Here is a 22,160-nt window from a genome sequence, read left to right as displayed (position 1 = left end):
CCAAGGTAATGCTAAGTTGAACTTAGTTGAACCCAATAGTCTAGCAGCTTGCCAACTCTGGTAGCTCCAAAAATGAGGAGGGATCCCCGGTGGAAGTGCGCGTAACCTACCAAAATGGCGTTCAATTTCAAGCCCAAAGCCGCGGCCATCGCATCCTCAGCGATCAGCCTTTGGACAACCACGGCCAAGATCAGGGAATGACGCCGCCGGAGTGGTTTTTGGCCTCTTTGGGTGCTTGTGTGGGGTTCTATGCCGTCAAGTATTTGGAAGCGCGGCAGTTGGATCCCAAAGGGCTGGAAGTGGTTGTTACCGCAGATAAAGTCGAGCACCCTGCCCGCCTAGACAACATTTGCATTCGGGTGAAAAGTGGGATCCCGCTCGACGAAAAACACCAAAAAGGGTTGGAAAAGGCAGTCGATGCGTGCATCATCCACAACACCCTTACCCATCCCCCAAAAATGACCACTGAGATCCAGGTTCCCGCGCCTGTTGGCGCTTAGCCGGTCAGCAGGCCCATGGAGTCTTGCAGCAATTTCTAACGGTTGCCTCAACTTTTAACCTGTATGGATGTAATTTTGGAGGATCCACCTATGCCTGTCACCAACCTCGAGGAACTGGAAGCTCTGATCCAACAGGTAAAAGCTGCCCAGGCTGAGTATGCCACCTTCACCCAGGAACAGGTGGATCGGATCTTTCACAAAGCTGCCCTGGCCGCCAACAACGAACGGATCCCGCTGGCCAAGCTGGCCGTGGAAGAGACCGGCATGGGGATTGTGGAAGACAAGGTGATCAAAAATCACTTTGCCTCTGAATACATTTACAACAAATACAAACACGAGAAAACCTGTGGCGTCATCGAGCGGGACGAGAGTTTTGGCTACGAGCGCATTGCCGAGCCGGTGGGGCTTTTGGCGGGCATTGTGCCAGTCACCAACCCCACTTCGACAACCATTTTCAAAGCTCTCATCACCCTGAAAACCCGCAACGCCATCATCTTTTCCCCTCACCCCCGCGCCAAACGATGCACCATTGCCGCGGCCAAGGTGGTCAAGGAGGCGGCTGAGGCAGCCGGTGCGCCTGTGGGGTTGATCGGCTGGATCGACGAGCCCACCATCGAGCTGTCTCAGGCTTTGATGCAACATCCGGAGGTGAAGTTGATCCTGGCCACCGGGGGCCCTGGCATGGTCAAGGCGGCCTATTCCTCCGGCCACCCCTCGCTGGGTGTGGGGGCGGGCAACACGCCGGCGGTGATCGACGCCAGCGCCGACATTCCCACAGCTGTCAGCTCGATCTTGCTCAGCAAAACTTTTGACAACGGCATGATCTGCGCCTCGGAACAGGCGGTGATCGTGGTGGAGGCCGTTTATGAGCAGGTGAAGGCGGAGTTTTGCCATCGAGGGGCCTACTTTTTGGATCCGGAACAGACGCAAGCGGTGCGCCGCATTCTCCTCAAGGATGGCCGTCTCAATCCAGCTATTGTTGGCCAATCGGTGCAGACCATCGCTGCTCTGGCCGGGATCCAGGTACCCGAAGGCAGCAAGCTGCTGATTGGGGAAGTGGAGAAGGTGGGGCCCGAAGAGCCGTTTTCCTACGAAAAATTGGCTCCTGTTTTGGCCCTCTACCGCGCCAAGGATTTCCCCAGCGCTGTCGATATGGCCGTCCAAGTGGTCAATTTCGGGGGGCGGGGCCACACCTCTGTTTTGTATACCGATCCCGCCAATCGGGACGATATTGCCTACTTTGAAAATGCCCTACAAACAGCGCGGGTGCTGATCAACACCCCCTCTTCCCAGGGAGCAATTGGGGATCTCTATAACTTCAGGCTGGATCCCTCGCTCACCCTAGGCTGTGGCACTTGGGGGGGCAATTCGGTCTCGGACAATGTGGGGCCGCGCCACCTGCTCAACATTAAAACGGTGGCCTACCGGCGGGAAAATATGCTCTGGTTTCGGGTGCCGCCCAAGATCTACTTCAAGCCGGGATGTCTACCGGTGGCGCTGCGGGAGTTGGCCGGCAAAAAACGGGCTTTTTTGGTTACCGATAGGCCCCTCTTCGAGCTGGGCGTGCTGCAGGCGGTTACCCGGGTTTTGGACGAACTGCAGATCAAGTGGGATGTCTACCACGACGTGGAGCCGGATCCCACCCTCAGCAACGTCAACCGCGGCCTGGAGCAGTTGCGCCAATTCCAGCCGGATGTGATCATCGCCGTGGGGGGCGGATCCCCGATGGACGCGGCCAAGGTGATGTGGCTGATGTACGAGCAGCCGCAGGTGGAGTTTGAAGGCCTGGCCACGCGCTTTATGGACATCCGCAAGCGGGTCTACGAGCTGCCGCCGCTGGGGCAAAAAGCCCAACTGGTCTGCATCCCCACCACTTCCGGGACGGGATCCGAGGTGACGCCCTTTGCCGTAGTCACCGACGACCGGGTGGGGATCAAGTACCCACTGGCCGACTACGCCCTCACCCCCAGCATGGCCATCGTGGATCCGGATCTCACTTTGAAGATGCCCAAGAAGCTAACCGCCTACGGCGGCCTCGATGCCCTTACCCATGCCCTGGAAGCCTATGTCTCGGTGATGGCCAGCGAGTTTACCGATGGGCTGGCGCTGCAGGCGATTAAGCTGCTGATGACCTACCTGCCGCGGGCCTACGAGAAGGGGGCCGAAGATCCAGAAGCGCGGGAAAAAGTCCACTACGCCGCCACCATTGCCGGCATGGCCTTTGCCAACGCCTTTTTGGGGGTGTGCCACTCCTTGGCCCACAAGCTGGGATCCACCTTCCACCTGCCCCACGGCCTGGCCAATGCCCTGATGATTACCCACGTCATCCGCTACAACGCCACCGACGCCCCCTTTAAGCAGGCCATCTTCCCCCAATACCGCTACCCCAACGCCAAGCACCGCTATGCCGAGATTGCCGATTACCTGCAGTTGGGCGGAGCCAATGATGATGAAAAGGTCATGCGCCTCATTGAGGCCATCGAGGAGCTCAAGCGGAAGCTAGGGATCCCGGCTACCATCCGCGAGGCCCTCAGCGAGAGCGAGCAGGCGTTCTACGACCGTCTGGAGGCGATGGCGGAGCAGGCTTTCGATGATCAATGCACCGGCGCCAACCCCCGCTACCCGCTGATTCAGGACATGAAGGAGCTGTACGTCTTGGCCTACCGGGGCTGCCGGGTGGAGGCTGCCCTCTACCACCAGCCGGAGCCGGTGTTGGCCTAGTCACCAGACATTGAGGAGTAAGCCCATGCGGCGCCGCCCTGACCCCAGCCTCGACATCTGGAAGGCCAGATCCCACCCCTTAGATCCCATTTTTCTGCCCCGCTCGGTGGCGGTGGTGGGGGCAACAGAGCGGGAGGGCAGTGTTGGGCGCACGGTCTTGTGGAACCTGATCAGCCACCCGTTTGGGGGCACGGTCTACCCGGTCAACCCCAAGCGGCACCAGGTGTTGGGCATCCGGGCCTATGAGCGGCTGTCTGCTTTGCCGGAGCCGGTGGATCTGGCCATCATCGCCATCCCGGCAGCCGGGGTGCCGGCGGTTATTCAAGAATGCGTCGAGGCCGGCGTCAAGGGAGCTATTGTCCTCTCGGCGGGCTTTAAGGAAATCGGCCCCGAGGGGCTGGAGCTGGAAAAGGCCATCCAAGAGGCTGCCCGCGGCAAGCTGCGCCTGATTGGCCCCAACTGCCTGGGGATCCAAAACCCCCACACGGGCCTAAATGCCACCTTTGCGGCCCAGATGGCCCGGCCCGGCAACGTGGGCTTTATCAGCCAAAGCGGGGCCCTCTGCACCTCGATCCTAGACTGGAGCCTGCAGGAAAATGTCGGCTTTAGCGCCTTTATCTCCCTGGGATCGATGCTGGATGTGGGCTGGGGGGATCTCATCGACTACCTGGGCCAGGATCCCCATACCCACAGCATCGTCCTCTACATGGAATCCGTCGGGGATGCGCGGTCGTTTTTGTCGGCGGCCCGCGAGGTGGCGCTGAGCAAGCCCATCATCGTCATCAAGGCGGGGCGCACCCAGGCGGCGGCCCAGGCGGCGGCCTCCCACACGGGATCCCTCACCGGCAGCGACGCGGTTTTGGATGCGGCCTTCCGCCGCTGCGGCGTGCTGCGGGTGGATCACATTGAAGATCTCTTCGACATGGCGGAGGTGCTGGCCAAACAGCCCCGTCCGCAAGGGCCCCACCTCAGCATCCTCACCAATGCCGGCGGGCCAGGGGTGCTGGCCACCGACGCCCTCATTCGCGCCGGCGGATCCCTGGCCTCTCTTGCCCCGGAGACGCTGGAGCAGCTCAGCCAGATCCTGCCGCCCCACTGGAGCCACGGCAACCCCATCGACGTTTTGGGCGATGCCGGGCCGGAGCGCTTTGCCCAGGCGCTGGAGATCGTGCTGCGGGATCCCGGCAGCCAGGGCTGTCTGGTGATCCTCACCCCCCAGGCGATGACAGATCCCACCGCCACGGCCGCCAAGGTGGTGGAGACCTGGCGGCGCAGCGGATCTCGCCAACCCATCCTGGCCAGTTGGATGGGGGGAGCCCTGGTGGATGCCGGCGAGCAGATCCTCAACCAGGCCGGGATCCCCACCTACCGCTATCCGGATCAGGCGGCGCGGGTGTTCAGCTATCTGTGGCGCTTCAGCGACAACCTCAAGGCCTTCTACGAAACCCCCGCGCTGCCCCCTGCAACAGCGGTCGAGCGCGAGAGGGTGCAGCCAATCCTCAGCCAAGCCCGGCGGCAAGGTCGCACGCTCTTAACCGAGGTCGAGTCCAAGGAGATCCTAGCCGCCTACGGGATCCCGGTGGTGCCCACGCGGGTGGCCGAGAGCCCGGAAGCGGCTGTAGAGGCCGCCGAACAAATCGGCTACCCGGTGGTGCTCAAGCTCTACTCCCACACCCTCACCCACAAGACCGATGTGGGCGGCGTGCAGCTCAACCTGCCCGATGCCGAGTCGGTGCGGCGGGCCTACCGGCAGATCCAGACCAATGTTGCCGAAAAAGCCGGATCCCAGCACTTTCAAGGGGTGACGGTGCAGCCCATGGTTCCCACCAACGGCTACGAGCTGATCCTGGGCAGCAGCGAGGATCCCCAGTTTGGGCCGGTGTTGCTGTTTGGCAGCGGCGGCCAATTGGTGGAAGTGTTCCAGGATCGCGCCATCGGCCTTCCCCCCCTCAACACCACCTTGGCGCGGCGCCTGATGGAGAATACCCTCATCTACAAGGCCCTCAAGGGGGTGCGGGGGCGCCGAGCCGTCAAGCTGGAAGCGCTGGAACAGCTTTTGGTGCGCTTCAGCCAACTGGTGGCCGAACAGCGGGAGATTAAAGAGATCGACATCAATCCGCTGCTGGCTTCCAGCGAGGGCCTGCTGGCTTTGGATGCCCGCGTCATTTTGCGAACCGAGCAGGATCCCCAGGTGCCGTTGGCCATCCGCCCCTACCCCAGCCAGTACACCTGGCCCTTCCGGGACGGCATCACCATCCGCCCCATCCGCCCTGAAGACGAGCCGCTGGTAATCCAGTTTCATCGCCACGTCTCCGACTACAGCATCTACCTGCGCTACTTCCACCCCATCAAATACAGCGCCCGCATCGCCCACGAGCGCTTAATCCGCATCTGCTTCAACGACTACGACCGCGAGATCGCCCTGGTGGCGGAAAAACAGGAGCCAGAAGCCACAATCCTCGGCATCAGCCGCCTCTCCAAAAGACACGGCCTCCCCGAAGAGGCGGAGTTTGCCCTGCTAGTGGCGGATCCCTATCAACGGCAGGGGATCGGCACGGAGCTCTTGACCCGCCTGATTCAGGTGGCCCGCTGCGAAGGAATCCGGCGTCTGGCCGGCGAGGTGCTCAGCGAAAACGAGGGCATGCGCCGCCTGTGCAAGCGGCTAGGGTTCCAGTTGCTCCCCTCCCCGGAGGATCCCGGCCTCCTCAATGCCACGCTGGATCTCGCTGCCGACGCGGCGCCCCCCACCCCCTGCCCCGCCTAGGGATCCCTGGTCTAAAAACGGTTTGCCGACTGGATTACCGTAGAATAGTTCCTTAGCCTCCAACCTCCCCTCGCCTTTTGGGAGAGGGGTTGGGGGTGAGGGACGGAGAAGTGGAGAAGTTTTTGGGGATGGCGGTGAAGATGGAAGGGGCAGCGGGGAAGCCATTGGGGATCCCTTCACCCGTCGCGGTGGCCTGGTGGGGGAGAGCGGGGCGGTGGCTGGCGGTGGGATTCCTTCTGCTGGGGCTAGGTGGCTGTGGGGTGGGATCCCACGGGGAAGTGAGGATTCTTCTGGCTTCTTTTGCAGTGACCCGCGATGCCTACCGGCAGATCATCCCTGCCTTTGAGGCCTACTGGCTGGCCCAGACCGGACAACGGGTGCGGGTGGAAAGCAGCTACGCCGGCTCGGCAACGCAAGCGCGGGCGGTCATCGAGGGGCTGGATGCCGATGTGGTGGCCCTGGCCCTAGGCCTGGATGTGGAGCGCATTGTGGCTGCCGGCCTGATTCGGCCGGGTTGGGAAAGTCGCACACCCAACCAAGGGATCGTCACCCGTTCAGTGGTGGTGATGGTAACGCGGGAGGGCAACCCCCACGATATCCGCTCCTGGACGGATCTGGCTCGGCCCGGCTTGCAGGTGGTTACTGCCAACCCCAAAACCTCAGGGGGTGCCCGCTGGAACTTTTTGGCCCTCTGGAGCGCTGTCCCTGAGCCGCAGGCCCTAGCCTTCACTACTCAGGTCTACAAAAACGTCCGCGTCCTGCCGCGGGACTCGCGGGAGGCTACGGATGTCTTTTTCCAAAAAGGGCAGGGGGATGCCCTACTCACCTACGAACATGAGGTGATCCTGGCGGGCTTGCGCGGCCAGCCCTTGCCCTACGTGGTGCCGGATCCCAACATTTCCATCGACAACCCGGTAGCGGTGGTGGATGCCAACGTAGACCGCAAGGGCACCCGCGCCGTGGCCGAAGCCTTTGTAGACTATCTCTTTACGCCCGAGGCGCAGCGGGCCTTTGCCGAGGTGGGTTTTCGGCCGGTGGAGCCCACGGTGGCCCAAGAGTTTGCCTGGCGCTACCCTCCCATCAAAAATCTGGTGACTGTCGCCGACCTGGGCGGCTGGGAAGCTGTCCAGAACCGCTTCTTTGCCGACGGGGCTTTGTTTGACCGCATCCAAGCCCAGTTGTAGACCGATCCCTTGTCTTCCTCTCCCCGTTCGGGGTATCCTGGGGGCTGTATCAACGGTTTGTTGACAGGTTTACCGTAGATTAGAGGCTCCCTCCTTCGTCAGAAACGCCGTCCGGCCAACCCTTAGCTAGGCAGAACCTATGGGCATCACCATCGCAGGGGTATCGAAGCGTTTTGGGCAGTTTCAGGCCCTCCACCCTACGGATCTCACCATTCCCACGGGATCCCTGGTCGCCCTGTTGGGGCCGTCGGGTTCGGGCAAATCCACCCTCTTGCGCCTCATTGCTGGTCTAGAAAAGCCGGACACGGGGCGGATTTTCCTCACCGGGCGGGATGCCACCCACGCCAGCGTCCAGGAGCGCAACGTCGGCTTTGTCTTCCAGCACTACGCCCTGTTTAAGCACATGACGGTGCGGCAGAACATTGCCTTTGGCCTGGAGATCCGCAAAGCTTCGCGGGCCGAGATCCGGGCGCGGGTGGACGAGCTGTTGGAGCTGGTGCAACTGTCGGGGTTTGGGGATCGCTATCCCTCGCAGCTTTCGGGGGGGCAGCGGCAGCGGGTGGCCCTGGCCCGCGCCTTGGCGGTGGAGCCGCAGGTATTGCTTTTGGACGAGCCTTTTGGGGCGCTGGATGCCAGGGTGCGCAAGGAGCTGCGCCAGTGGCTGCGGCGCCTGCACGACAAGGTGCACGTCACCACCGTCTTGGTTACCCACGACCAAGAGGAGGCCATGGAGGTGGCCGACCAGATCGTGGTCATGAACCAGGGGCGGATCGAGCAGGTGGGATCCCCTGCCGAGATCTACGATCACCCGGCCACCCCCTTTGTCATGAGCTTTATCGGCCCGGTTAACGAGCTCTCTCCCCGCTCCCTGTTATCTTGCCAGCTTCCCGAGGCGCAGGCCGGCCCGCACCAGCTTTTCTTGCGCCCCCACGATGTGCAGATCGAGGTCAACCCCAATAGCAGCGGCGTCCCCGCGTGGGTAAAAGCGATCATCCACCTGGGGCGGGAGATCCAGGCGGAGCTGGTCTTGAGCGATGGCGGATCCCTCTGGGCCCACCTGAGCCGGGATCAATACGCCAGCCAGCCGCTGCAGGTGGGGCAGCAGGTCTATGTCCGTCCCAAGGTGGTCAAGGCCTTTCCCCTCAAAAAAAACGACAAGAAAACTGCCATGACCCCGCTGGCGACGGCGGGACGAAGTCCGATGTCGCTGGGAGCTTGAGGAAAGTTGCAGCAAGCTGGGTTTCAACTGTCTTGGCCGTGGCGGCTGAGCTTGGGCTATCTCTTCCTGATGTTGGCCCTGCCGCTGGCCGCCTTGATCGCCAAGTCCAGCAGCGTGGGCTGGGCGGAGTTTTGGCGGATCGCGACGGATCCGGTGGCCCTCTCCGCCTATGAAGTTACTTTTGTAACTGCGCTGCTGGCGGCCTTAGTGAATGGTGTAATGGGCACCCTGACGGCTTGGGTGTTGGTGCGCTACACCTTTCCCGGCAAAAAGCTCCTCGAGGGGTTGATCGATCTGCCCTTTGCCCTGCCCACGGCTGTTGCCGGCCTCACCCTGGCGACGGTTTACAGCAGCAACGGCTGGATTGGATCCCTGTTGGCCCCCTTGGGGATCCGCATTGCCTTCACTCGCTTGGGGGTGGGGGTGGCGATGCTGTTTATCTCTTTTCCCTTTGTGGTGCGGACGGTGCAGCCAGTGCTGCAGGAGCTGGAACAAGAGGTGGAAGAAGCGGCCTGGAGTTTGGGCGCCTCCCGCTGGCAGACCTTCTGGCGGGTGGTGCTGCCCCAGATTTTGCCCGCTGTTTTAACCGGGGTGGCCCTGGGGTTTTCCCGCGCTGTGGGCGAATATGGCTCCATCGTTATCATCGCCTCCAGCATCCCCTTCCGGGATCTCATCGCGGCAGTGCTGGTGATCCAGCGGCTGGAACAGTACGACTATGCCGGGGTAACGGTAATCGGGACAGTGATGCTGGGGATCTCTTTCTTGTCGCTGGTGGTGATTAACCTTCTGCAAGCTTGGGGAAGTCGCCATGAAACCTGACGGGATATCGGGGGTCCAACCGGAGCCATCGACAAACCCTTGGCTGTCGGGCCTGTTGATCGGCATTGTCGGGCTCTACATTGCCCTGCTGCTTGGGATCCCGGTGGTGAACATCTTCTACCAAGCGTTTCGAGAAGGGATCCCAGCTTTTCTGCAGCACCTGACCGAGCGGGAGCTGCTCAGTGCCCTCCGATTGACGGTGCTGACTGCCTTGGTTGTCGTGCCTCTCAATACCCTTTTCGGCCTCTGTGCCGCCTTGGCCCTGGCTCGCCGCCGTTTTCCGGGGCGGGCCTTGCTGCTCAGCCTCATCGATCTGCCCTTTTCCATTTCGCCAGTGGTGGCCGGCCTGATGCTGGTGCTGATCTTTGGCCGTCAGGGTTGGCTGGGATCCTGGAATCTGCGGGTCATTTTTGCCTTTCCGGGCATTGTGCTGGCCACCGCTTTCATCACTTTGCCCTTTGTGGTGCGGGAGGTGCTGCCGGTGTTGGAAGAGGCCGGCACCGAAGAGGAAGAGGCCGCCAAAACGCTGGGGGCCAATTCCTGGCAGATCTTCTTGCGCATCACCCTGCCCAACATCCGCTGGGGCCTTCTCTACGGCGTCATCCTGACCAATGCCCGCGCCATGGGGGAGTTCGGGGCGGTGGCCGTGGTCTCCGGCAACATCATCGGCCGTACCCAGACCCTTCCCTTGTTTGTGGAAGATGCCTACCGCAGCTATGCCACGGGCTCGGCCTATGCGGCAGCGGTGGTGCTCTCCTTGCTGGCAGTGGTGACCCTGGTGGCCAAGGAGCTGCTAGAGCGGGGATCCCCTTCCCGCCGCATCTTCTAGGCCTTCTTTGGGATCCTTATCGCTAGGCAACCTCATCACGAACGCGCCGCTCTAACTTCCCTCTCCCTCAGGGAGAGGGGCCGGGGGTGAGGGTGGGACGGCCAGGGTGTGGCTCAAACAGACTCGGCAGCCAGCTCTGGCAAGGGAACTTTGGTGCCGCCCAAGCCGCAGTAGCCGCGCGGATTCTTGGCCAGGTATTGCTGGTGGTAGTCTTCGGCGTAGTAGAACTCTGGGGCGTCCAGGATCTCAGTGGTGATCTGGCCGTAGCCGTGGGCGCTCAGGGCTTGCTGGTAGAGATCGCGGGTTTTTTCTGCCAGCTCCTGCTGGGCCTGGGAATAGACGTAGATGCCGGAGCGATACTGGGTGCCCACATCATTGCCCTGCCGCATCCCTTGGGTGGGATCGTGGTTTTCCCAAAACACCTTCAAAAGCTGCAGGTAGCTGATTTGAGCCGGATCGTAAACCACCCGCACCACCTCGTTGTGGCCGGTCAAGCCGGTGCAAACCTCCTCATAGGTTGGGTTGGGAGTATACCCGCCGGCGTAGCCCACCGCAGTAGTGAACACTCCCGGCAACTGCCAAAACTTGCGCTCGGCTCCCCAGAAGCAGCCCATGCCGAACAGGGCCAGCTCCATGCCCTCCGGAAAGGGGGGCTTTAGCGGCGTGCCCTTGACGTAGTGCCGGTTGACGATCGCCATTGGCTCGGAGCGGCCCGGCAAAGCCTCCTCCGGGGTGGGCAGGGTCAGTTTCTTGCCCAATTTGCCAAAACCAAAGAGCGCCATCGCGATAGCCCGATACATTCGTTAACACTTATCAGCCTAACGCAGGTGGCCGCTGTTGTCTTGAAATTAAGGATTGGCAAGCGAGCAGCCTGGGGATTTCAGATTGCCAGCTCCACAACCACAGGGGCATGGTCGCTGGGCTTTTGTGCCCGCCGCGGTTCGACGTCGATCCAGCAGGCAGTAGCTTTGTCCTGGAGCAGAGGGGAAAGGTAGAAGTGATCGATGCGCCAGCCGCGGTTCTTCTGGAACCCACCCCCGCGGTAGTCCCACCAGCTAAAATGTCCGGGATCCGGGGTGAATTTGCGAAAGGCATCCTCAAACCCCAAAGCCAGGATCTCCCGCAGGGCCTGCCGCTCCGGCTCCGAGGCCATGATTTCCCCGGCTTTGCGGGGATCGTAAATATCCCGGTCTTCGGGGGCGATGTTGAAGTCGCCGCAGAGGAGGATGGGCTGCCCCTGGCCCAGGGCGATGTTGAGGTAATCCTTCAGGCGGGCCAACCAGTGCAATTTGTAAGCGTACTTGTCGGATCCCACCGCCTCGCCATTGGGCACGTAGAGGTTGAGAATGCGGATGCCGCGGTAGAGGCCGCCGATCAGCCGCTTTTGCTCGTCCAGCTCCGCCGCTGCCGGCAGCAGGGCCCCAAAGCCACGCTCTACTTTTTCCGGCACCTCCCGGCTGATCAGGGCAACGCCGTTGTAGGCTTTCTGCCCGTACACTTCTACGTAAAAGCCTCGCTCCTCAAAGGGCGCGCGGGGAAAGTCCGCATCCACCACCTTGGTCTCCTGCAAGCAGAGCACATCCAGGGATCCCTGCTTGTCCAGCCAAGCCAAAACCTGGGGCAGCCGGGTGCGAATGGAGTTGACGTTCCAGGTGGCCACTTGCATGGCAGCAGGTTTCCAAGACGACGCTCAGGCCACTATTTTGGCCAAACCCAGCGGACGGATCCCCTGTGGCGAGACCGCGATCCGGTAGGGCAGCACCTCAACCCCAGCCTGCAGCGCCTGGCGAAACAGATGGGCATAGCGGGGATCCCGTTCTTCGCCGGGGGCAAACTCGGTGCAATCGGCGCGGTTGATCCAATACAGCAGCAGAGCCCGCTGCCCTTGCCGGCGGATCTCGATGAGATCTTCCAGGTGCTTTTGGCCGCGAGTCGTCACCGTATCGGGAAACAGGGCGCGGGATCCCACGGCCCAAGTGGTATTTTTAACCTCTAGGTAGGCCAAGCCAGAGTCTCCCATCAGCAGGAAGTCGATTTTGCTCCTGCCGCAAGTCACTTCCCGTTGCCAGCGGGAGAACTCCGCCAATTGGGGAAACCACCCTCGTGCCAGCCCCCATTCCACCAGGCGATTGGGCAGGCCGGTGTTGATCCCCACCCACACCCCTTCCACCTGGATCATCTCCCAGGTGTAGGCCAATTTGCGCTTGGGATCGGGGTGATAGGAGAGGTACACAGGCGCTCCCACCTGGCAAACCCCCGTCATCGGCCCGGTGTTGGGGCAGTGAGCGGTTACCGGTTGCCCATTTTCCAGCTCCACCTCGGCAAAGAAGCGCCGGTAGCGGCTGCGCAACACCCCCCTGCGCAAGGGGGTGGAAAAACAGTAAGGGGGCGGCCCCTCTTGGGCGGGCATCTGCAAGCGTCCTCCGGTGAGTATTTTTCTTTAGGATTTTGGAAGTCTTCCGGGTGGAGGGAGCTTCCTGCGCTAGGGTAAATGACGTATCTCTCCAGCCAGGGCCTTTTTTGCCGACGCCTTGTTCCTATAGCTTTTAATACTTTATCTTTTTCTATCCCTTTGCCAAAACTTGGAGAAGAAAGCCCGAATGTTGCGTCTTGATCCTGAGCCCGGCTTTCAGCCCCCGGATCCCTTCCAGGACGACCGTGGGCGCGTGGCCATCTTTATCGACGGATCCAACCTCTTCTATGCCGCCCTACAGATGGGCATTGAGATCGACTACACCCGCCTGCTGAAGACGCTGACCGGCCGTTCTCCCCTCCTGCGCTCCTTTTTCTACACCGGCGTCGATCGCAACAACGAAAAGCAGCAGGGGTTTTTGCTCTGGATGCGCCGCAACGGCTACCGTGTGGTTACCAAAGAGCTGACCCAACTGCCCGATGGCTCCAAGCGGGCCAATCTAGATGTGGAAATCGCTGTGGACATGTTGTCGCTGGTGCGCTGGTACGAGACGGCGGTGCTGGTGAGCGGCGATGGGGATCTGGCCTATGCAGTCAATGCCGTCAGCTACCAAGGGGCGCGGGTGGAGGTAGTTAGCCTGCGCTCGATGACCAGCGACCAGCTAATTAACTTGGCGGATCGCTACATCGACCTGGAGTCCATCAAGGATCAAATTAAGAAGACCAACCGCCCCTCCTACCTGTACCGACCGAGCTTCACCACCGATGAGGAGGACGAGGGGTAAATTGCCCCCAGCTGGGGGCAGGGCGACGAGGCCGTTACTGCAACCTCAAATTTGAAGGGATCCCTTGCAGCAGGTAAACGGGGTTGAGCGGGGAAAAGCGGGTGCCCTCGGCCAAGGCCGTGGAACGGGAGATCTGGATGTGTTCCACCCGCACCTGCCAGCCCCGCGAGCGCAGCCATTGCAGAGCTTCGCTGCAGGTTTCCAGGGTGGCGAAGTTAGCCACCAAGATCCCCTCAGGCCGCAGGCGGGCCGCCACCGCCGGCAGCAGATCGGGGATCCCTTTGCCGCCTCCCCCCAGCAACACCCGCTCCGGATCCGGCAGGTCGGCCAGCACCCGGGGCGCTGTCCCCGGGATCACGTGCAGGTTTTCCAGATCGAAGCGTTGGCGGTTGCGCCGGATAAGACAAATGCCTGTGGCGTTGCGCTCGATGGCATAGACCTGGAGCTGGGGGGAGAGGCGGGCGATCTCCACGGCTACGGAACCGGTGCCGGCCCCGATATCCCACACCACTCCCTGCCGCGGCAGTTGCAGCGCCCCCAGCGTGAGCAGTCGGATGGGCTGCTTGGTGATCAGGCCGGGCTGGTCGGGAAAGGTGTGGAACTGGTCGTCCGGGATCCCCACCAAAGGCCAGCGGCGGGGATCCGGTTCCGGCTCAACGCGCCGCAACACCACCAAGTTGGGGCTGGGGAAGGCAGATTTCTCCCCTTCTTGCAGGGGCAGGATCTGCTCGTGGGGGGATCCCAGTTGGCTGCACACCCAGCCCTGGTAGCGCACCGGCAGCCGCAGGTCGGCGATAAACTGGGCCACCGCCGCCGGGGTGTGCTCCGGATCGGTCAGGGCCACAATAAGAGGGGATCCCTGCCTAAGGGCGTCTTGCAACCGCTCCACCCCCCGCCCGTGCAGGCTGAGGATGGTGGCCTCCTGCCAGGGGATCTGCAGGCGGTTGAGGGCCAACTGCACTGAGCTGACTTGGGGATAAAAGGCCAGTTGCTCCGCCGGGAAGTACTGCGTTAACAGGCGCCCAATCCCAAAAAACAGCGGATCCCCGCTGGCCAACAAAACCAGGGATCCCTGCGCCAGCTCCTTTTGCAAAAGCGGGATCCAACTTTCCACTGGTCCAGTAAGCCGGATCTGGCGGGCCGGATGGTCAGCAAAGTGCTGCAGCAAGCTGGAGGGCCCGGCCAAGGTTTGCGCTTGGGAGAGGGGGGGAATCGCCCAAGAGGCCACCGAGCCATCTGCTGCTACCCCTATAACCGCAAGCTGAGGTGATCGGCCAGATGTTGTCGTAGCCATCTAGCGTTCGACAGGCGGGTGGTACTGGCGCATGTGGTTGAGAAAATCCAGGCGCAACTCCGCCACTTCCCGCTGCATCTCCCGCATTTCCCGAATAAAGCCCAGATGAGCCTCGATCAGGCGGCCATCCCGCTCCCGGAATTGCTCCATCATCAGGGCTTGCGCCTCCCTCAGCTCGGCAAAGCCGGCCTGCATATCGCGGCGGGATTCCTGGATGGCCCTCTCCAGCTCATCTCCCCGCTCTTCGTTCTGGCGAATCCGCTCCTGGTTGTGCTGAATCAGCGTCCGGATCTCCTGGATTTCGGTCTGGAGCTGGGCTTCGATGGCCTGCCGCTCGGCTCGCATTGCGGCCATCTGGACCTCAAAGCGCTCGGCAGCCCGCTGCTGCTCGGCCCGGATCTCGGCAATTTGGGCGGCAAAGGCCTGCCGCATCTCCGTCATCTGAGCCTCAAACCGCTCGGCAGCTTGTTGCCGCTCAGCCCGGAGTTCGGCGATCTCGGCGGAGAAACGCTCGGCGGCCCGCTGCTGCTCGGCCCGGATCTCGGCAATTTGGGCGGCAAAGGCCTGCCGCATCTCCGTCATCTGAGCCTCAAAGCGCTCGGCAGCCCGCTGCTGCTCAGTTCGGATCTCGGCGATCTCGGCGGAGAAACGCTCGGCGGCCCGCTGCTGCTCGGCCCGGATCTCGGCAATTTGGGCTGCAAAGGCCTGCCGCATCTCCGTCATCTGAGCCTCAAAGCGCTCGGCAGCTTGTTGCCGCTCAGCCCGGAGTTCGGCGATCTCGGCGGAGAAACGCTCGGCGGCCCGCTGCTGCTCGGCTCGGATCTCGGCAATTTGGGCTGCAAAGGCCTGCCGCATCTCCGTCATCTGGGCCTCAAACCGCTCGGCAGCTCTCTGCTGTTCGGCTCGGATCTCTTGAAGCTGTTCTTGTTGAAGCTGAAGGTTGCGGATCAGCCACTCCTCTTGTTCGGGGGTCATGGGAAAGGTCTGAAGATGTCGTTCCAATTCTAGTCAGTTGGGGATGGGATCCCGGCGGGCGGCCAGCAGTAGGGCATTGACGATGGCAGCGGCCACCGGGGATCCGCCTTTGCGGCCCTCCACTCGAATCTGGGGGACATCCGTTTGCGCTAGCGCCCGTTTGGCCTCTTCCACTGCCACAAAGCCCACTGGCACCCCGATCACCAGGCTGGGCCGGATCCGCTGGGCCCGCATCTCTTCCACCAGCGCCAGCAGCGCCGTGGGCGCGTTGCCGACGACAAAGATCGCTTCCGGGTAGCGCCGGGCTACCTTGACCATCCCCTGGGCCGTGCGCGTTTGCCCGGCTTCAAGAGGCTCTTCTGCCCAGTCCAAAGCGCAATGGAGCGGGATCCCCTGCGCCGCGAGGCCAGCTTGGATCCCGGCGGCCACCATCCGCACATCCACCACCAGCGGCCGTCGTTGCCGCAGGGCCGCCAGTCCCGCCTCAACTGCCGTGGGGCTGAACACAAAGCGATCCCGCAGCTCGAAGTCAGCGGTGGCGTGGATGGCGCGGCGCACGATCTCATAGGGGATCTCTTGCCAGGGGTGGGGGCCGATCTCTTGGTCAATCTGGCGGAAGCTGGCCGCTGTAATGGGGTCTATCCAAGCTGTTTCATCCATCATGGGATCGGTAGGCAGAGCCACATCTGGCAGGAGGGTTTTCTCCATCCTGTTGACGCAAGCGGTTTTGTTTGGAAAAAGGGGTGGGGAATGTCCAGAAAAAGCCGCTCAAGAGGGTTATCTGAGAGAAACGCCCCTCCAGTCCACTCTAGACGCCCTCCAGCAACCGCTAAGATCGGTCTATCCTGATGGAGGTGGGCCTGCTGTTGTCACATACAAAAGGATAGCTTGGTAGCCCCGCACTTTAGTGCGGGGCGGAAAAGCCCGCTAGCGACTTTAGTTGCTAACTGCTATAATCCTAGCCAGACCAGGGGAAAACGCTAACTACGGTGAAAAACCCGAGCAGCAACAAATCCTCTGGAGCGAGAAGTAAGCAGAACCTTGGGGCTTTGCCTTAAGGAACTGTCTAGAGGCGCTTTGACAACGCCGTTATGGGTTCTTTTGTGGACTGCGTAAGAATCCCCCGCCTTTAGGCGGTGGGAGTGTCAATCCTCCCTTGCCTGAACATAACCCTCCTTCTTCTTCTCCCTCTGCTGCTGTCGGCGGGGCAGGTTTCCCCTCCCTTGCGACGCCCCCCTCTTCGGTCGGCAGCAGGGATCCCGTCTCAGGGCTTCCTCGCTATGGTCATTCCCAAACCTGGCTCTGGCGCGGCTGGCCTATTCATTTCACCTACACCCCCAGTCGCGCCCAAACCGCCAGCGGCCAGGTGAACTTGACGGCGGCTCCGGCCATCTTGATCCATGGCTTTGGGGCCTCGGTGGGCCATTGGCGCCACAACATTGTTCCTCTGGGATCCCAGCGCTCCGTCTATGCTCTCGACCTGCTGGGATTTGGCGAGAGTGCCAAGCCGGAGATCGCCTACAGCGTCGATCTGTGGGTCGAGCAGGTGTACGAGTTTTGGCGAACCCACATCCAGCAGCCCAGCCTCCTGGTAGGCCATTCCATTGGGGGCCTGGTGGGGGTGATTGTGGCTGCCCGCTATCCCCAGATGGTGAAGGGTTTGTGCTTGATCAGTTGTGCCGATGGGCCTCACCCCGAAGAATTGTCCCCTCCTTGGGATGTGTTGGTGCAGGCCCTTTGCGAAGGGATCCTGGCTGTTTTGGGCTGCCCGCTCACCTATCCTCATTTGTTTAACTGGCTGCGACAAACCGAGGTGCTGCGGGCCTGGATCAAAAATGTCTACAAGCGGGACGAGCAGGTGGACGAGGAGCTGGTGCAGATCTTCCAGAGGCCGGCCTTTGAGCCGGGGGCAGCCCACGTGTTTTTGGATAGCCTGAGGGCCATTCTCTGCCGCCGCTTCGACAGTCCCAAGCGCCTGTTGCCCACGCTCAAGATGCCCATTCTCCTCCTCTGGGGCCAGGAAGATCCGGCGGTGCCCAGCTTTTTGGCGGATCAGTTTAAGCGCTGGCAGCCGGCTCTTACGTTGGTGAAGCTGCCAGGGGTGGGCCACTGCGCTCACGACGAGCTGCCCCACTGGGTCAACACCCTCATTAGTGAGTGGGCAGCTAGCCTGGAGACTTGCCCTAACTTGTCCACCCACCTTCGCAAGAATCCCGCGGCTGGCTAGTCCAGCCAGTTCCCCTGCCCAGGTTCAGCAGTGCCCTCCCTGCTAGCGGTGAAACCTTATGTATGAATGAATGATCGCGCTAGGTGGGAACCTCCCTCTCCGGTTGGGAAAGCGGCTAGGGATGAGGGCCAAGGGATCCCTTTAGTCCTCGGGGGGCAGCTTGAGGATCTGACGCTGACGCATCCCCTGCCAGCGCTGGATGAGGTCGCTGTCGATGCCAAACTGATCCAGGGCCTTCACCACCACAAAGTCCACCAAGTCCAAGAGGGTACGCGGCTGGTGGTACCAGGCCGGAATGGCCGGGACGATGCGCGCCCCTGCCTCTGCCAGGATGGTCAGGTTGCGCAGGTGAATGAGGCTGAAGGGGGTTTCCCGCGGCACGATGACCAGGCGGCGGCCTTCTTTGAGCTGCACGTCAGCCGCCCGCTCCAGCAGGTCAGAGCTCAGCCCAGCGGCCAACTTGGCTACCGTGCCCATGCTGCATGGGATCACCAACATCCCCTGCGTGCGGTAGGAGCCGCTGGCAATGGTTGCCCCCACATCTTGCCAGCGGTGGCAGACCAAGGATCCGCCCTCGCTTTCGGCCTGCTGCCGCCAAAACTGGGCCTGCCGCTGGGGATCTGCCGGCAACGGCACCCCTTGCTCCCCTTGCCACACCTGATAGGCCGCTTTGGAGGCCACCACCTCGACGCGGTAATCCAGGCTGAGCAGAACGTGTAGGGCGCGCACGGCGTAGAGCATCCCGGAGGCGCCCGATATACCAAGGATGATCGGCTGGGAGGAGTTCAAGGGCAGGCGGAAAGGGTCTTTACCTCAGTTTACCGACTGCCGAGGCCCCTCGGCTCTAGGCCTTGGGCTGGGCGATGTCGAACTCGGCGTCGTAGTCGAAGTCCTCGTCTTCCTCGACCCAGTCTTCCTCCAGCCTATCGTCCTCTTCCAGCTCCTCCTCTAGGCGAAGCTTCTCTGGGTACTCCTCGTCCAGCCCCAAAGCGGCTCGCTCTTCCCGCCGCCGGAAGCGCTCCAAAGCCGCCGGCGTGATGAAGGGATACGGCAGCCCCTGCGCTTGCGCCTCCTCCAGCGCTGCCCGGTAGCTCTCCACTTCCTTGATGTCAATTTTCCAGCCAGTGAGGCGAGCGGCCAGGCGCACATTTTGCCCCTCTTTGCCGATGGCCAGGCTGAGCTGGTCGCTGGTCACCAGCACATGGGCCTGTTGGATCTCCGGATCCACCAACCGCACCTCCACCACCTTGGCCGGGCTGAGGGCGTTGGCGATGTAGGTGGCCGGATCCGGCGACCAGCGGATGACGTCGATCTTCTCGTTGCGCAGCTCTGCCACCACCGCCTGAATCCGGGATCCCCTTGCCCCAATACAGGCCCCCACCGGATCCACGTCCCGCTCCACGGTATCGACGGCAATCTTGGTGCGCGGCCCCACGTTGCGGGAAGGCGGGTTGGCCTCCCGCGCCACCGCCACGATGCGCACAATGTCCTCTTCGATCTCCGGCACCTCGTTGGCGAACAGGTTCACCACCAAGGCGGCGTCGGCCCGAGAAACCAAAAGCTGCGGCCCCCGCCGGGATCCCTCGTATACCTTTTTGAGGTAGACCTTCATCACCGCGTTGGGGGTGTAGCGATCGCTGGCCAACTGCTCCTTCTTGGGCAGTTCGGCTTCCACCTCCGGCTGCCCAAAACCGCTGGATACCGCCATGATCACCGTCTGCCGCTCCGTGCGCAGCACCCGTGCCTGCAACACGGTATTTTCCAGGTCGCGGAACTCTTCTTGAATCAGGCGGCGCTGCTGGTCACGCAACTTCTGGGCCAGCACCTGCTTGGTTTGGATGGCCGCCATGCGGCCAAACTCCGCCTGTTGGGGAGTGACGTCATTGGTTACTTCCCAGCCAACTTCGGCTTCCGGGTAGTCCTGCTGCACGTCGTACAGGGAGATCTCGTGATCTGGATCCCGTACCTCCTCGACAATGGTTTTGGTGGCCAAAATGCGAAAGCCCCCTGCCTCCACATCCAGCTCCACATCGAAGTTGCGGAAGTGGTCTTCTTCAAAGACGACATCTCGCTGAATGGTTTTGCGGTAGCGTTCGTAGCCCTTGAGCAGCGCCTCCCGCAAGGCGTTGGTGACCGCATGGCGGGGCAAGTTGCGCTCCCGCGAGATCATCTCCACCATTTCTGCCAAACCGGGCAGAGGCACCATCGACATAAGCTGTTGTCCTCCTAATGCAACTTAAGCTGGGATGAAACTGCTATCACTGTTGCTCCGCAATCCTGACGGGAAATGCATCGCCGCACAGCAGGCAGCTCCGACGCGAAGACAGGGCAACACACTTCGCGCTCGAACGTCCTCTCTATCCCCATTCCTCTACTCGGTTTCCGCCTCTGAGAGGACAACCCGCTGCACCGAGGCGCGGGGCAACTGCACGCGCCGTCCCTTGAGGGATAGGGCAACTTTCTCCTCATCCCGACCCAGCAGATGCCCTGACCAGACAGCTTTGCCCTTGTAGGGGGGATCCACCGTCACCTCCACCGCAAACCCTTTGAAAACCACAAAGTCGCGGTCGCTGATGAGGAGGTTGCTGATGCCGGGGCTGGAGACCTCCAGCACATAATGGCCGGGGATCAGATCCACTCGATCCAGCTCCACTTCCAAGGCCTGGCTCATAGCTTCGCAATCGGCGTGGCTGGTTTCCTGCTCCGGATCCAGCGGACGGATATCCACCCGCAGCACCGGCGGATACTGGTTGGTGTGAAAAACCATCTGTACCAACTCGTACCCCAGTCGAGCGGCCAAGGGACGGGCCAGACTCTCCAACTGCGGGATCAGAGGGTGAACCATAGCCAACTCATCGCCAACTCGGTGTAACGGCCAGATCCCAGCCCAGCGAAGCTGGAGCCGGCAGCGGGGGCATCTCCCCCCTAAAAAAGCAAAGAAGTGGGCGCTACCCACTCCCCGTTATCATTGCGGAGATCCTTGGGAATCTACCTGCCGTCGCGGGGGGCTTTGGGCAGGCTTTTCCCTGGCTATGATCTTAGAATACTTTGTCGGATTTGGCCAGAGGGATCCGCGTGAGCCAGATCTGCAAAAGGCCACACCTATAATTAATTAATGTGGACAGCCGCGGATTTGCCCAGACACCCAGCCGCATTCTGTGGGGTTTCCTATGACCGTTGCTTTCTCCTATCCCATCTTTGGCCCCAGCATTCAATGCCCCCACTGTCGGCAGACGATTGCGGCCCTTACCCTGACCGATACCTACCTCTGCCATCGCCACGGCGCCTTTGAGGCAGATCCCGAGCAAGAGGAGCTGGTTCACCTGCAATCAGGGCGGCGTTGGCGCCTCTGGGAAGGCCGCTGGTACCGCCAGCACACCCATGCCGATGGGATCCGCTTCGAGATTCACGAAGAGCTGGATCGCCTGCGCATGCAGGGGATGCGGGCCACGCAGGTGATCGTGGCCGAGCGCTACCGCTCTTTGCTCACCCCCTACCTGGAGCAGGGATCCCAGCGGCGCCCCGGCCCACCCCGCCTCTACGGCCTGCCGGTTAGCTTCAGCTCCCAGCTTCCTGAAGGAGCCGGTGGCTCGCCGCAGCGCTGGCGGGTGATCAACTTCGAGCTGATCTGCGAGCTGGATCCGGCCATGCGACAGCCGCAATCCCGGCTGCAGTTCTGTGACTAGCCCTGAGAAAGGCAAGGTCGGGCTTTAGAAGCGGCTAACCCGCCTGGGATCCCCCCTCCGGCTCAGGGGAGGCTATACCCCAGTAGGTGTAGCCGACCCACTTTGGTTGGCTAGGCATGTAGAATTGTTCCAACTGCTCAAAGCGAAACCCTGCCTCTCGGAGCGAGCGGGCCATCTGGCAGAGGAAATCGAGGCTTTGGGCAGGCAAGAGCGCCGCGAATTGGTCAATCGCTTGGGGATCCTGCCGGGACACCTCCTCAAGGGGCAGTTCCAGCTCCAGCTTCGCGGCAAAAGTTGGCGGGCAACTATTAGCGAACAACGTCGCCAAATCCAGCAATTGCTCAAAGAGAGTCCTAGCCTAAAGCCTGAGCTTTTGGCAGCTCTGCCAGAGGCTTACCAAGACGGGATCCTGTTGGTGGTGAAAGAAACGCCGCTCTCGGAAGAGGATCTGCCCGCCGAGTGTCCCTACACGCTTGAGCAGGTAATGGATCTCGGCTTTTATCCGGGATCGGAATAGCTCAAGGGGCTTTGCTCGCCCTTGGAAGTGCCGCCTCTTGCAACCTGAGAGCAAAAGCCGGAGCTCCAGCTTAACTGTCCTCCACAAGCTGTAACCAGAGCCTTAGGAAGGATGGCTCAGGCGTGATTTGAACACGCGACCCAGGGCTTATGAGTCCCCTGCTCTACCGCTGAGCTACTGAGCCGGGAAGATGCTTAACTAGGATAGCATCTTTGTGCAGGAAGTTGC

The 22,160-nt window shown here is 61.6% G+C and carries 21 protein-coding genes and 1 tRNA gene; 11 read left to right on the top strand and 11 right to left on the bottom strand.

Annotation, left to right across the window (positions count from 1 at the left end):
• Positions 1–89: 89 nt before the first annotated feature.
• The 7 genes from ACVWXC_RS02180 to cysW all read left to right on the top strand — a co-directional run bounded on the left by ACVWXC_RS02180 (position 90) and on the right by cysW (position 10,036).
• A complete protein-coding gene (locus tag ACVWXC_RS02180) occupies positions 90–500 on the top strand; it encodes an OsmC family protein (protein ID WP_011429381.1) in 411 nt (136 codons plus the stop codon).
• 90 nt (positions 501–590) lie between these two features.
• Positions 591–3,221: a bifunctional acetaldehyde-CoA/alcohol dehydrogenase gene (adhE, locus tag ACVWXC_RS02175; protein WP_099884257.1), complete on the top strand. Its 2,631-nt coding sequence runs from the start codon at positions 591–593 to the stop codon at positions 3,219–3,221.
• Between the two features lie 25 nt (positions 3,222–3,246).
• Complete coding sequence (locus tag ACVWXC_RS02170) at positions 3,247–5,985, top strand: bifunctional acetate--CoA ligase family protein/GNAT family N-acetyltransferase (protein WP_457390827.1); 2,739 nt, start codon at positions 3,247–3,249, stop codon at positions 5,983–5,985.
• Between the two features lie 164 nt (positions 5,986–6,149).
• Positions 6,150–7,169, top strand: coding sequence for a sulfate ABC transporter substrate-binding protein (locus ACVWXC_RS02165; RefSeq protein ID WP_457390906.1), 1,020 nt, complete (start codon positions 6,150–6,152; stop codon positions 7,167–7,169).
• 139 nt (positions 7,170–7,308) lie between these two features.
• Positions 7,309–8,388 (top strand): sulfate/molybdate ABC transporter ATP-binding protein, encoded by a 1,080-nt coding sequence (locus tag ACVWXC_RS02160; RefSeq protein WP_099812463.1) that lies wholly within the window; start codon positions 7,309–7,311, stop codon positions 8,386–8,388.
• 6 nt (positions 8,389–8,394) lie between these two features.
• Positions 8,395–9,207, top strand: coding sequence for a sulfate ABC transporter permease subunit CysT (gene cysT, locus ACVWXC_RS02155; protein ID WP_457390824.1), 813 nt, complete (start codon positions 8,395–8,397; stop codon positions 9,205–9,207).
• A complete protein-coding gene (gene cysW / locus ACVWXC_RS02150) occupies positions 9,197–10,036 on the top strand; it encodes a sulfate ABC transporter permease subunit CysW (protein WP_099812465.1) in 840 nt (279 codons plus the stop codon). Before cysT ends, cysW begins: the two co-directional genes overlap by 11 nt.
• 113 nt (positions 10,037–10,149) lie before the next feature.
• Here the strand turns inward: cysW and msrA are convergent, their stop codons facing one another.
• The 3 genes from msrA to sfsA all read right to left on the bottom strand — a co-directional run bounded on the left by msrA (position 10,150) and on the right by sfsA (position 12,446).
• Complete coding sequence (gene msrA / locus ACVWXC_RS02145; protein WP_099812466.1) at positions 10,150–10,818, bottom strand: peptide-methionine (S)-S-oxide reductase MsrA; 669 nt, start codon at positions 10,816–10,818, stop codon at positions 10,150–10,152.
• A 98-nt stretch (positions 10,819–10,916) separates the two neighbouring features.
• Complete coding sequence (xth, locus tag ACVWXC_RS02140; RefSeq protein ID WP_099812467.1) at positions 10,917–11,702, bottom strand: exodeoxyribonuclease III; 786 nt, start codon at positions 11,700–11,702, stop codon at positions 10,917–10,919.
• A gap of 24 nt (positions 11,703–11,726) precedes the next feature.
• Complete coding sequence (gene sfsA, locus ACVWXC_RS02135) at positions 11,727–12,446, bottom strand: DNA/RNA nuclease SfsA (RefSeq protein WP_011429372.1); 720 nt, start codon at positions 12,444–12,446, stop codon at positions 11,727–11,729.
• Positions 12,447–12,636: 190 nt separating this feature from the next.
• On the opposite strand from sfsA, the gene ACVWXC_RS02130 reads away from it, so the two are divergent.
• Positions 12,637–13,233 (top strand): LabA-like NYN domain-containing protein, encoded by a 597-nt coding sequence (locus tag ACVWXC_RS02130; RefSeq protein WP_011429371.1) that lies wholly within the window; start codon positions 12,637–12,639, stop codon positions 13,231–13,233.
• 34 nt (positions 13,234–13,267) lie between these two features.
• On the opposite strand, the gene cbiE is transcribed toward ACVWXC_RS02130, so the two are convergent.
• From cbiE to ACVWXC_RS02115, 3 genes are read right to left on the bottom strand one after another with little or no spacing between them, the layout of a single operon-like run.
• A complete protein-coding gene (gene cbiE, locus ACVWXC_RS02125) occupies positions 13,268–14,527 on the bottom strand; it encodes a precorrin-6y C5,15-methyltransferase (decarboxylating) subunit CbiE (RefSeq protein WP_457390821.1) in 1,260 nt (419 codons plus the stop codon).
• Positions 14,528–15,502 carry a hypothetical protein gene (locus ACVWXC_RS02120; RefSeq protein ID WP_457390819.1) on the bottom strand — a complete coding sequence of 325 codons (975 nt, stop codon included), beginning with the start codon at positions 15,500–15,502 and terminating at the stop codon, positions 14,528–14,530. It abuts the gene before it with no gap.
• A gap of 33 nt (positions 15,503–15,535) precedes the next feature.
• Positions 15,536–16,165 carry a cobalt-precorrin-8X methylmutase gene (locus ACVWXC_RS02115; RefSeq protein WP_457390903.1) on the bottom strand — a complete coding sequence of 210 codons (630 nt, stop codon included), beginning with the start codon at positions 16,163–16,165 and terminating at the stop codon, positions 15,536–15,538.
• 493 nt (positions 16,166–16,658) lie between these two features.
• Here ACVWXC_RS02115 and ACVWXC_RS02110 point away from each other — a divergent pair, with 493 nt between their 5' ends.
• Positions 16,659–17,729: an alpha/beta fold hydrolase gene (locus ACVWXC_RS02110; RefSeq protein WP_099884263.1), complete on the top strand. Its 1,071-nt coding sequence runs from the start codon at positions 16,659–16,661 to the stop codon at positions 17,727–17,729.
• Positions 17,730–17,870: 141 nt separating this feature from the next.
• Here ACVWXC_RS02110 and ACVWXC_RS02105 read toward each other — a convergent pair whose 3' ends face one another.
• The 3 genes from ACVWXC_RS02105 to rimP all read right to left on the bottom strand — a co-directional run bounded on the left by ACVWXC_RS02105 (position 17,871) and on the right by rimP (position 20,574).
• Complete coding sequence (locus ACVWXC_RS02105) at positions 17,871–18,518, bottom strand: flavin prenyltransferase UbiX (protein ID WP_011429365.1); 648 nt, start codon at positions 18,516–18,518, stop codon at positions 17,871–17,873.
• A gap of 55 nt (positions 18,519–18,573) precedes the next feature.
• Positions 18,574–19,941 (bottom strand): transcription termination factor NusA, encoded by a 1,368-nt coding sequence (gene nusA, locus ACVWXC_RS02100; protein ID WP_414346877.1) that lies wholly within the window; start codon positions 19,939–19,941, stop codon positions 18,574–18,576.
• 159 nt (positions 19,942–20,100) lie between these two features.
• Positions 20,101–20,574, bottom strand: coding sequence for a ribosome maturation factor RimP (rimP, locus tag ACVWXC_RS02095; RefSeq protein WP_099812470.1), 474 nt, complete (start codon positions 20,572–20,574; stop codon positions 20,101–20,103).
• Positions 20,575–20,899: 325 nt separating this feature from the next.
• Here rimP and ACVWXC_RS02090 point away from each other — a divergent pair, with 325 nt between their 5' ends.
• The gene (locus ACVWXC_RS02090; RefSeq protein WP_011429361.1) at positions 20,900–21,415 is read left to right on the top strand and encodes a TIGR02652 family protein; all 516 of its coding nucleotides are present in this window, start codon (positions 20,900–20,902) and stop codon (positions 21,413–21,415) included.
• A gap of 34 nt (positions 21,416–21,449) precedes the next feature.
• On the opposite strand, the gene ACVWXC_RS02085 is transcribed toward ACVWXC_RS02090, so the two are convergent.
• A complete protein-coding gene (locus ACVWXC_RS02085; RefSeq protein WP_011429360.1) occupies positions 21,450–21,590 on the bottom strand; it encodes a hypothetical protein in 141 nt (46 codons plus the stop codon).
• Between ACVWXC_RS02085 and ACVWXC_RS02080 the strand changes: the two genes are divergently transcribed.
• Positions 21,540–21,932 (top strand): DUF29 domain-containing protein, encoded by a 393-nt coding sequence (locus tag ACVWXC_RS02080; RefSeq protein ID WP_049749706.1) that lies wholly within the window; start codon positions 21,540–21,542, stop codon positions 21,930–21,932. The two genes, ACVWXC_RS02085 and ACVWXC_RS02080, sit on opposite strands and share 51 nt — an antisense overlap.
• Positions 21,933–22,044: 112 nt before the next feature.
• Here the strand turns inward: ACVWXC_RS02080 and ACVWXC_RS02075 are convergent.
• A tRNA-Met gene (locus ACVWXC_RS02075) sits at positions 22,045–22,116 on the bottom strand.
• Between the last annotated feature and the right edge of the window lie 44 nt (positions 22,117–22,160).

This window comes from Thermostichus sp. OS-CIW-20, from assembly GCF_054061455.1.
Note: the sequence above shows the minus strand (reverse complement) of the source record. Positions and strands in the feature narration are given on the sequence as shown.

Excerpts from the sequence above, each read along its gene's own strand:
- rimP (WP_099812470.1), bottom strand. The coding sequence starts at position 20,574 with ATGGTTCACCCTCTGATCCCGCAGTTGGAGAGTCTGGCCCGTCCCTTG.
- sfsA (WP_011429372.1), bottom strand. The coding sequence starts at position 12,446 with ATGCCCGCCCAAGAGGGGCCGCCCCCTTACTGTTTTTCCACCCCCTTG.
- ACVWXC_RS02120 (WP_457390819.1), bottom strand. The coding sequence starts at position 15,502 with ATGACCCCCGAACAAGAGGAGTGGCTGATCCGCAACCTTCAGCTTCAA.
- ACVWXC_RS02090 (WP_011429361.1), top strand. The coding sequence starts at position 20,900 with ATGACCGTTGCTTTCTCCTATCCCATCTTTGGCCCCAGCATTCAATGC.
- ACVWXC_RS02170 (WP_457390827.1), top strand. The coding sequence starts at position 3,247 with ATGCGGCGCCGCCCTGACCCCAGCCTCGACATCTGGAAGGCCAGATCC.
- ACVWXC_RS02115 (WP_457390903.1), bottom strand. The coding sequence starts at position 16,165 with ATGATGGATGAAACAGCTTGGATAGACCCCATTACAGCGGCCAGCTTC.
- adhE (WP_099884257.1), top strand. The coding sequence starts at position 591 with ATGCCTGTCACCAACCTCGAGGAACTGGAAGCTCTGATCCAACAGGTA.
- ACVWXC_RS02085 (WP_011429360.1), bottom strand. The coding sequence starts at position 21,590 with ATGGCCCGCTCGCTCCGAGAGGCAGGGTTTCGCTTTGAGCAGTTGGAA.
- cbiE (WP_457390821.1), bottom strand. The coding sequence starts at position 14,527 with ATGGCTACGACAACATCTGGCCGATCACCTCAGCTTGCGGTTATAGGG.
- ACVWXC_RS02130 (WP_011429371.1), top strand. The coding sequence starts at position 12,637 with ATGTTGCGTCTTGATCCTGAGCCCGGCTTTCAGCCCCCGGATCCCTTC.
- xth (WP_099812467.1), bottom strand. The coding sequence starts at position 11,702 with ATGCAAGTGGCCACCTGGAACGTCAACTCCATTCGCACCCGGCTGCCC.
- cysW (WP_099812465.1), top strand. The coding sequence starts at position 9,197 with ATGAAACCTGACGGGATATCGGGGGTCCAACCGGAGCCATCGACAAAC.
- msrA (WP_099812466.1), bottom strand. The coding sequence starts at position 10,818 with ATGGCGCTCTTTGGTTTTGGCAAATTGGGCAAGAAACTGACCCTGCCC.
- nusA (WP_414346877.1), bottom strand. The coding sequence starts at position 19,941 with ATGTCGATGGTGCCTCTGCCCGGTTTGGCAGAAATGGTGGAGATGATC.
- ACVWXC_RS02160 (WP_099812463.1), top strand. The coding sequence starts at position 7,309 with ATGGGCATCACCATCGCAGGGGTATCGAAGCGTTTTGGGCAGTTTCAG.